The organism is uncultured Arthrobacter sp., from assembly GCF_947495145.1.
GTDB lineage: Bacteria > Actinomycetota > Actinomycetes > Actinomycetales > Micrococcaceae > Arthrobacter_D.
Window position 1 is genome coordinate 1 of the sequence record NZ_CANLXP010000044.1, and the last position, 1,648, is coordinate 1,648.

2 rRNA genes are annotated in these 1,648 nt (G+C 54.8%); both read left to right on the forward strand.

Features of this window, described 5'->3' with window-relative positions:
* Window positions 1–1,375: ribosomal RNA gene (locus Q0877_RS17015) — 23S ribosomal RNA — on the forward strand; the annotation flags it as partial.
* Between the two features lie 147 nt (window positions 1,376–1,522).
* Window positions 1,523–1,639: ribosomal RNA gene (gene rrf / locus Q0877_RS17020) — 5S ribosomal RNA — on the forward strand.
* Window positions 1,640–1,648 lie beyond the last annotated feature (9 nt).

The following is a 1,648-nucleotide window of genomic DNA, read 5'->3' on the forward strand; positions in this document are numbered from 1 at the left end:
TTTGGTGGGGATCCGATGATCCTATGCTGCCTAGAAAAGCATCGGCGTGAGGTTCCAACTGCCCGTACCCCAAACCGACACAGGTGATCAGGTAGAGAATACTAAGGCGATCGAGAGAATTATGGTTAAGGAACTCGGCAAAATGCCCCCGTAACTTCGGGAGAAGGGGGGCCCCAACCGTGAACCACACTTGCTGTGGGGAGGCGGATCGGGGCCGCAGAGACCAGGGGGAAGCGACTGTTTACTAAAAACACAGGTCCGTGCGAAGTCGCAAGACGATGTATACGGACTGACTCCTGCCCGGTGCTGGAAGGTTAAGAGGACCGGTTAGCCCCTTGTGGGCGAAGCTGGGAATTTAAGCCCCAGTAAACGGCGGTGGTAACTATAACCATCCTAAGGTAGCGAAATTCCTTGTCGGGTAAGTTCCGACCTGCACGAATGGAGTAACGACTTCCCCGCTGTCTCAACCATAAACTCGGCGAAATTGCACTACGAGTAAAGATGCTCGTTACGCGCAGCAGGACGGAAAGACCCCGAGACCTTCACTATAGTTTGGTATTGGTGTTCGGTGTGGCTTGTGTAGGATAGGTGGGAGACTGTGAAGCTTGGACGCCAGTTCAGGTGGAGTCATCGTTGAAATACCACTCTGGTCACTCTGGATATCTAACTTCGGCCCGTAATCCGGGTCAGGGACAGTGCCTGATGGGTAGTTTAACTGGGGCGGTTGCCTCCTAAAAAGTAACGGAGGCGCCCAAAGGTTCCCTCAGCCTGGTTGGCAATCAGGTGGCGAGTGTAAGTGCACAAGGGAGCTTGACTGTGAGAGAGACATCTCAAGCAGGGACGAAAGTCGGGACTAGTGATCCGGCGGCACATTGTGGAATGGCCGTCGCTCAACGGATAAAAGGTACCTCGGGGATAACAGGCTGATCTTGCCCAAGAGTCCATATCGACGGCATGGTTTGGCACCTCGATGTCGGCTCGTCGCATCCTGGGGCTGGAGTAGGTCCCAAGGGTTGGGCTGTTCGCCCATTAAAGCGGTACGCGAGCTGGGTTTAGAACGTCGTGAGACAGTTCGGTCCCTATCCGCTGCGCGCGTAGGAAATTTGAGAAGGGCTGTCCTTAGTACGAGAGGACCGGGACGGACGAACCTCTGGTGTGTCAGTTGTACTGCCAAGTGCACCGCTGATTAGCTACGTTCGGATGGGATAACCGCTGAAAGCATCTAAGCGGGAAGCCTGCTTCAAGATGAGATTTCCATACACCATTTGGTGTGAGAGGCCCCCAGCCAGACCACTGGGTTGATAGGCCGGATGTGGAAGCGAGGACTAACGACTCGTGAAGCTGACCGGTACTAATACGCCGATAACTTGACACACACAAACACCAAAATGCTACGCGTCCACTATGCGGTTCCCAACCAACAACCCCGGGAACCACGGAAACACAACACATAACTACATACAGTTGTAACCACATACTTCCCACCCCCAACCAACACGGTCCGGGGGACGGGTAAACAGGTTACGGCGGTCATAGCGTGGGGGAAACGCCCGGTCCCATTCCGAACCCGGAAGCTAAGACCCACAGCGCCGATGGTACTGCACCCGAGAGAGTGTGGGAGAGTAGGACACCGCCGGACAACACTCAA